Origin of the sequence: Paenibacillus agaridevorans (assembly GCF_003112455.1) — a bacterium.
Lineage (GTDB): Bacteria > Bacillota > Bacilli > Paenibacillales > Paenibacillaceae > Pristimantibacillus > Pristimantibacillus agaridevorans.
On sequence record NZ_BDQX01000027.1, the window covers coordinates 1 to 8,165 of the forward strand.

An 8,165-nucleotide genomic window follows, 5' to 3' on the forward strand; every position below is an offset into this window, starting at 1 on the left:
TCGGCGGAACTAAGATGATCGCACCATCGCCGGGAGTGAGGCGGCGCGGACCAGGCCGCGCCGCCGAATTAATAATCTATTTTGTTTTGCTACACTGCTGCATTACTCGCCGCTTCTGGACTCGCTGAGCGCACCTTCGTAAACCGCTTTTTTGCGCAGCTTCTGCCTGTATTTGTATTTATATTTGTCGCTGATAATGAAGCTTTCGCAGTATTCGATGATCTGCTCCTGCGCCGTTGTCACTCTTGTCAGATGCATGACGGCCGCATTTTTTTTGATCTGCAGCTGTACGGCAATGTCCGACGGGCAGTTCGCCGCCTCGATCTCCACTTCCGCCTCTTCCGCCATTAGACCGGAGCAATGAAAAATTGTCATATACAATCCTTCTCGGTCCAGATCCTCTTCCGTCGCCTTCTCCAGGAATTTGCTTGGCGTATAGGAACGCTCCCATGCAAAAATCTCACCGCCGATGTGCCGGAGCCTGATCAGTTCATGAATCGACTCGTGCTCGTTTACCTCCAGGTGTCTCATCAATGATGCCGACGGCTGTACTTGCTTGAACGAAATCAATTGGAACGAAGATTCCAGCCCGCTCTTCTCGAGCTCCTTGGACAAGCTATAATCGCTGGACAACTCATGCTCGAATTTAGGAAGGGACACGAAGGTCCCTTTCCCTTGCTTGCGGACAAGATAACCCTCTTGCACAAGCCCTTTGATCACCTCTCGCACCGTTATCCGGCTAACTCCGTATTCATCGCATAATTCCCTTTCGCTTGCGATCTGTTCTCCCGGCGCCCAAATCTTGCTTTGAATCTTCTCCAGCATCTTGCTTCTGAGCTGATACTGAAGCGTAACCGGCAGCTTGTCATCGAGCATTTTCCCAACCCCCTTTCTTTGTAAAGGATTTATTAAGTGGTTATAACCTCTCGAGTAACTGGTTATAACATTATATCATCGCGAGTGGGATGTCAATATACTTTACAACAAATAAATATGAGAAAACTTCTATCGAGGCCTTTCAGAGATGATCGACCGCGTTTAGAGGTAGTTTTTATCGCCAATAAGAATTTCACTTCTCCGGCAAGCTCGGGAACTATAAATTCTTATGTGGTAAAGAAAAGGATGACCTCCTTGGGATTGGGGGTCATCCTTGAATCTCTTGCATCTTGCTACACGATCGCCTTTTTGGCCGCCGGAACCATAGACGGAGGCAGCTCTTCCTTCAGCCGCCAGACGAAACTGATTGGCTTGTTGCCTTCATGACTCACGTATTCCGCTTCTCCAAGGAATGTAAAGGGACTCGTAAATCCGCCCTCTTCCTTGTATTCCCGAACGAATAACAGGATGCGTGACTCACGTTTCCGGTGATGAATATATCGCTGTGCCGTCTTCGACTCTTCTGAAGTACGACTCTGCGTCTGCCAATGGAACAACGTCTCATTAATGGCGTAATCCTCATATTGCGTTGATGGGGAGAAGTCCTTGTCCGACTTATTTAGAGTGATAAGGAAAATGTCGGTTGACTTGCTCTCAAAATATTTGACTCCTTCGCGGAAGCTAGGCGCCGCTTCATCGTTCCAATAGCCGAAAGCGGCCATCACCTGGTCCAGCGTATAACGGCAATGCACATAAAGCGGTAGAGCGTAAGGCAAGCCGTGCGGTTTGTTGACAAAATCGATATTAGAAAGATTATAGTGCAGGATTGCCGTTACTTCTTCTCGGAATGGGACGCATGAAAAGATTTGTAGAAGCGCGTCCTGAACTCCCGCAAACCCCTGCTTTTTAGGCTCCGTCCTGTAAAAAGTATAATAAAACATTGTAAGCATGAGCTGCTCTTCTTCGGACTGCACTAGCCGGCTTGTTGCCATGTAATCGAGTAGGAAACGCAGTAGTCTGGGTTCATTGAGCTGCAGTAACGCCGGGATACGCTTCGTCAAATATTCGCCTGTTTCCCATAGATACGGCTCCTTTAATCCCGCTTCAACCAATAACCCCTGAAAGCTTCTTCGTCCCGTTCTTCCGCCATACAATTCCTGCAGCGTGAGCCCGTAATGTCCCACGAAGTTTTCTAGCGTCACGGGTAAGCCTGTATCTGCCTCGAAGTATTTGAGTCGATTCACCAGGCTTCTTCGGTTCACGGACATACTCATAAGATTGCGCAGTATGTAATGTTTAGCCTGCTTTTCGAGCTGGATAAAGCTGCCTCGCGGCAAACTTGAAAACCCATTCTCTACATAATGTTGAACGGAATGTTTTGTCCTCCCCACCAACGCACGGAATTTCTCCTGAAAATTATATTCCTGGTGGGCCTGTCCTATAAAATCCAGTACGGTGAGGCATTCCTTGCCCTCATGCAAGCGGAGTCCGCGTCCAAGCTGCTGAAGGAATACGGTCAAGCTTTCCGTCGGGCGGAGAAACAATATCGTATTTACAGCAGGAATATCAACGCCTTCATTGTACAAATCCACGACGAAAATCATGCGTATCTCGCCTTGCTCCAGCTTCCTCTTGGCTGATTGTCTCTCCGTATCGCTAGATCCGCTATATAGGGATATGCTTGGTATGCCGGCCTCGCAAAAGACGGTTGCCATATAGCGTGCGTGATCAATGCCAACACAGAATCCCAGCCCTTTGAGAGCGTCCATGTCCGTCGAGTACTTGCGCAGGCTGTTTAGAATTTGTACGGCGCGAATCTTATTATGCGTATACAAATTTTCTAACTCGTTTAAATCGTATCCGCGTCTCGACCAACGCACTTGCGTCAAGTCAACCGCATCCGTCACCCCAAAATAATGGAAAGGACTCAATAACTTCCGATCGATTGCATCCGTAAGCCGAATTTCGGCCGCGATGCGGTTGTCAAAATAACCAAACACGTCCTTGCCATCCATACGCTCAGGCGTCGCCGTTAAACCTAGCAAAATACGAGGACGATAATGGCTGAGCAATTTTTGGTAGGACGGCGCAGCCGCATGGTGAAATTCGTCAACTACGATGTAATCGTAATAGTCCGGTGTCGTTCGCTCCGTAAGTTGCATCGAATTCAGACTCTGAATACTAATAAACAGACGATCCAGGCTCTGAGCTTGATGATTGCCAACTTGAAGTTCGCCAAAGTTCAAATCTTTCAGGATATAGCGAAACGTATCTCTGCTTTGCTTCAGAATTTCTTCGCGATGCGCAACGAACAGCAGCTTCGCATTTGGTTGATTTTGTGCAAATTTTTTGAAGTCGAACGCCGATACGACCGTCTTTCCGACGCCAGTCGCCGCCACAACCAAATTGCGTGTCCGTCCATGCAACGTTCGCTGCGCCTCTAATTTCTCCAGGATCTCCTTTTGGTAGTCGTAAGGATGGATCTCGAACGGAAATGAAAGTCCCTCTTCATCCCTGGCCGACTTTCCCTTGCGCAGCGCTAGCAACAGCATCTCCTCGTCAGTTTCATCGGTAGGGTCGAAGAGCTTGAACGCCCGATCGTTCCAATAACTTGCGAACGTGGCGTCGATCTTGTTCAGTACGTCGTAGGAATCCTTCTCCGTCACCTTCAAATTCCATTCCAGTCCGCTGGTAAGCGCCGGATTGGACAAATTGGACGAACCGACGTATGCCGTCGTAAAACCGGTATCCCTCTTGAAAACGTAGGCTTTAGCATGCAGCCGAGTACGATCGGTGTCGTACGAAATTTTGATTTCTGTATTCGGCAACTTGCTGAGCTCCTGAATCGCTTTGTAGTCAGTAGCTTCCATATACGTTGTTGTAATGACGCGTAGCTTTCCACCTCTGGTCGTGAACTGCTCCAGTTGTTCCATTAAACAACGAAGACCGCTCCACTTGATGAAGGACACAAGCCAGTCGATCCGATCCGACGTCAGAATTTCCTGTTTTAACTCGTGGAGCATGTTCGGCTCCGCATGCGCGCCGGTAAATAATGAACTCTGGGACAACGGCGTCGCTGGCCGAATTACCTTCTCGTCTTTGAATGCACGAATGTGATTTATCCTGGAGTAAATATGCGTCAGCACTTCGCCCTGCTCGTCCAGCTTTAGCGCTTCGGCTTCCTCTGCTCCGAGACTTTCCTTCAAAGACGCTATAACATCATTACACGTCCGTACCTGTGCCAATATCGCCTCTTCGTCCTGTGTCCCTGCCTGCTCCCTCACCAGTTTAAGCGCCCTGCGGGTGACAAGCCCGATGTAGCTGGATAACATTTTCCGAGCTTCTTCGCTGTCCAGCTTCTCCTTTCCAATAACGAACTCAGAGGCATTTAGCCGAAGCAGTTGCTCCGATGTCAAACCGTTGATGACTTGTTCGTATAGGCCTTCTTTCATGAGTAGAGGTACGCCTCCTAGTTCTTTTGGAATTGCTGCATATAGAAAAAGAGCAACTTCTAAGGTTACTCCTCTTACTTTAGCTTATATTCTTCGTAACCCCCGATTACCTGCCCATTTCTCTCGAAGCTTAGGTTCTTCTCTCGAAGTGTGAAAGAATCCCTATTCTAAATGAGGCTGTTCCCGATGTAATTAAGCCGATAACTGTGATTACATTTTTCTTATTTTAACATAATAGGTTATTCTCCCGGTATATCAGGTTGGCCATTTTAAGTGCTAAGGTACCGGAGAATATGAATCTGGTGGTAGCACCAATAGCTAAAAAATAGGCTGTTTATAGGCTCCTGGCAGCCTGTTTTGCGTGCAAACATATTTTTTACGCTAACAAGTAAACAAAAGACCGAGAAAGTAAAGAGACGGAAATAGATTGGGCGGAGGTTCAATCTTATAATAAAACAAGCGTTAAGAAAACGATTACAACATTTTTCGGAAAGGGAGGTGATTATGATGCGACGGAAAGCTTCAGATTATTTTACAGGCTATTTATTCATTATGCCGTATGTGATTGGCGCTTTTATGCTATTTATAATTCCAGCCTGCATGTCCTTATACTATTCTTTTACACGATTTAAAGTTATTTCGCCGCCGATGTTCAACGGGCTGGACAATATACGCATGCTTTTAGCTGACCAGTTGTTTATGACTGCCTTTAAAAACACTTGGTATTATTCACTCATTTATGTGCCGATTCAGGTTGTCATTCCGCTTGTTTTTGCAGTTATGCTGAGTTATTCCAAAAAATTGATTAGAGGCAAATGGTCGGAGTGGCTTCGCGCAATCTACTATTTCCCGGCTATTCCATCCTGGTTTGTAATCGGTATGGTTTGGATTTGGCTGCTTGCTCCGGAAATTGGCATCGTCAATCAAATTATTGGCTGGTTTGGCAAGTCCGATATTGCTTTTCTGGGAATAGGTTCGGATTCAATTATCCCCAGCTTAGCGCTAGTAGCCGTGTGGAAGGGTCTTGGCTATGCCATGTTCATTTATTTCATAGGACTTAACAATATTCCAGATTCGCTATATGAATCAGCAGAAATTGACGGTGTGAACGTTTGGCAAAGATTTCGAAACATTACCGTGCCTATGATATCTCCAACGACCTTTTTAATTGTCATTATTTCGATATCCAGTGCGTTTCAAGCTTTCGATCAGCATTTTACAATGGTGTTCAATCGCTATAACAAATATTCGGATACGCATCTGATGGTATATCTCTATGAAAAAGCATTTCGTTTTATGGATATGGGCTATGCATCGCTGATCGCATGGGTATCGTTCCTGTGCATGATTATCGTAACGCTTATCGTCCTGTTTTTACAGAAACGATGGGTTCATTACGAAGAATAGGAGGCAGAACAATTGGCAAGTATCGCCGCAAACAAAAGAAATGGAACAAAGATCGGTGTGAGTACGATCATCTTTACGATCATTTTACTGCTTGGGGCAATAAGCATGCTATTGCCGTTTGTGTGGATGATTCTAGCATCCTTAAAAACAAATGGGGAGTTTTTGAATGCATTCAAGTGGCTGCCCGCTGCTCCGCAATGGGAAAATTATACGAGGCTGCTGTTCCCTGAAAAAGGGCATCCGTTTATGCTGTATTTTTTCAATAGCGTGAAGGTGACAGGGCTAGCCATGATCGGCACCGTATTATCTTGTAGCCTGGTAGCATTTGCTCTCGCAAGAATTTCATTCCCAGGGAAAAATATCGTTTTTGGCTTTGCCGTTATCTCTATATTTCTGCCGTCACAGGTGACGATGATACCGCAGTTTTTAATTTTTAAAGAGCTGGGCTGGCTGGGCACCCATTATCCGCTGATCATACCTGCTTTTTTGGCTTCAGCCTTCGGCATTATTTTATTAAGGCAATTTTACCGTACCATTCCTAAGGAAATGGATGAAGCCGCAAAGGTTGATGGAGCCGGTTGGTTCACCATCTACTCTCGCATTCATCTGCCGCTGATGATTTCTCCATTGATCACTTTAGCAATTCTGACCTTTCAAGAAAAGTGGGCGGAAATATTGTATCCGATGATCTTTATTGGAAAAAACAGCGATTTGTGGACGATGGTATTAAAAATACGCGATCTGTCCACTGGACAATATAACTCACGCCCGGAGCTAGAGATGGCGGGCAATGTATTGCTAGTGCTGCCGGTTATTATTTTATTTATTACAGCACAGCCCTATTTCGTGAAAAGCATCGCAACATCCGGTGTCAAAGGATAATAATCCTTGATGCATATACATCAAATTCAGGAGGGTTAACATGAAACAAGCAACGAAGGCAGTCACAATTTTCATTTTACTATTTACTACTATTTTGGCGGGCTGCTCCTCCAATAGCGGAGGAAATGCGGGAAGTTCTTCTACGCCGGACAGCGGCAAAAATCAATCGCCGGCGCCTAGCGAATCGACTAAGGAAGAGCCGGTTACGATTCAGGTTGCTTATTACGCTGACGAAACAGCAAGAGAAACATTTGGAAAAATTATTGATAAGTTTATGGAGAAAAACGAACATATTACGGTAGAGGATTTGGGCACAGACTGGGGAACGCATTATACAAACTTGAAAGTGGATTTAGCTTCGGGCGATGGCCCTACTGTATTTTTGCTTGATGGCCCATATATTGCACAATACGCCGAAGAAGGCGCCATTGAAAATTTGACAGATCGCTTGAAGGAAATTTCGCTTCAGGACTATTACGGATTCGATGCCATTAAAAATGCAAAAGGCGAGTATTTCGCAGTTCCCCAAGCAATTCAGGTAAACGTCTTGTACTATAATAAAGATATGTTTGATGAGGCAAATGTTGCATACCCGACAGCTGACTGGACGACGGACGATGTGTACGCTGCTGCTCAGAAGCTGACGGATAAAGATAAAAAGCAATACGGTATTGGCCTTGCCAATCATTTCCGTTACGGCTGGTATACGACGATCCGTCAGTTTGGAGGAGACCTTCTGGACGAAACTCGTACAAAGAGCACATTTGCCAGCGATCCGAAAGTAAAAGAAGCATTGATTTACATGAAAAAGTTTTGGGATGAAGGCTTAACGCCAAGCTTGCTGGAGCAAGAGGGCGAAGTTACGCCAAATCATGGCACATGGTTTCCGCGCGGCATTACAGCGATGTTCTATGATAATTTTGCCAGAAGACTTTCAAATGATCAGGAAGGCATAAATTACGATGTAGCGCTTATGCCAAAGGGTGTTGGCGGTGTGAATTACAGCGCGCTCGTTGCTAACTCTTGGGTGCTGGATGCAAAAGCAAACGATACTGAGAAAGAAGCAGGCTGGAAATTTATCCAGTATTTCCTTAGCGATGAAGCTCAAGAGCTGAACGCTTCATTGGCAGAAGGCATTACAGCCAATAAAGCGATGGCAGATGCGGCTTTATCCAAACACCAAGGAAACCCAGCCAATATCAAGGTATTTTTGGACAGCATGGAGCATGCCTCCAATGTTGGAGACAATCCGCTATGGGAAGAATGGATTGGCGCGATAGATCCTCTGTTTACGGAGTATCTGGCGGGCAAGCTGGATATAGAGGAGCTACTGAAGAAAGGCGACACGGCTGCACAAGCTGTACTAGATAAAATCAAAAAATAATGAGTTGAGCTTTTAACGAAAGGAGTACATGGTCATGTTTAATCGGAAACGCGGACTAATTCTAGCAATCGTGCTGGCAGGGTTGGTTGCGGCTGGACTGTATCTGACTGAAAAAAAAGATACGGCCGAAGAAACTGCACAAGTAGGCCCGTTTCCGAAATATG

The 8,165-nt window shown here is 45.8% G+C and carries 5 protein-coding genes; 3 read left to right on the top strand and 2 right to left on the bottom strand.

Going from position 1 to position 8,165, the window contains the following annotated elements; genetic code table 11:
• Window positions 1–102: 102 nt before the first annotated feature.
• Window positions 103–876 carry a GntR family transcriptional regulator gene (locus tag PAT3040_RS01530; RefSeq protein ID WP_108991261.1) on the bottom strand — a complete coding sequence of 258 codons (774 nt, stop codon included), beginning with the start codon at window positions 874–876 and terminating at the stop codon, window positions 103–105.
• Between the two features lie 293 nt (window positions 877–1,169).
• On the bottom strand, window positions 1,170–4,328 hold the full coding sequence (locus tag PAT3040_RS01535) for a DEAD/DEAH box helicase (RefSeq protein WP_108991262.1): 3,159 nt from the start codon (window positions 4,326–4,328) through the stop codon (window positions 1,170–1,172).
• A 504-nt stretch (window positions 4,329–4,832) separates the two neighbouring features.
• Between PAT3040_RS01535 and PAT3040_RS01540 the strand changes: the two genes are divergently transcribed.
• Genes PAT3040_RS01540 through PAT3040_RS01550 form a run of 3 tightly spaced genes read left to right on the top strand, consistent with a single transcriptional unit; the run spans window position 4,833 to window position 8,001 of the window.
• Entirely contained in the window at window positions 4,833–5,735 is a 903-nt protein-coding gene (locus PAT3040_RS01540; RefSeq protein WP_108991263.1) for a carbohydrate ABC transporter permease, read from the top strand.
• 12 nt (window positions 5,736–5,747) lie between these two features.
• A complete protein-coding gene (locus PAT3040_RS01545; protein ID WP_108991264.1) occupies window positions 5,748–6,617 on the top strand; it encodes a carbohydrate ABC transporter permease in 870 nt (289 codons plus the stop codon).
• 40 nt (window positions 6,618–6,657) lie between these two features.
• Complete coding sequence (locus tag PAT3040_RS01550; protein WP_108991265.1) at window positions 6,658–8,001, top strand: ABC transporter substrate-binding protein; 1,344 nt, start codon at window positions 6,658–6,660, stop codon at window positions 7,999–8,001.
• Window positions 8,002–8,165 lie beyond the last annotated feature (164 nt).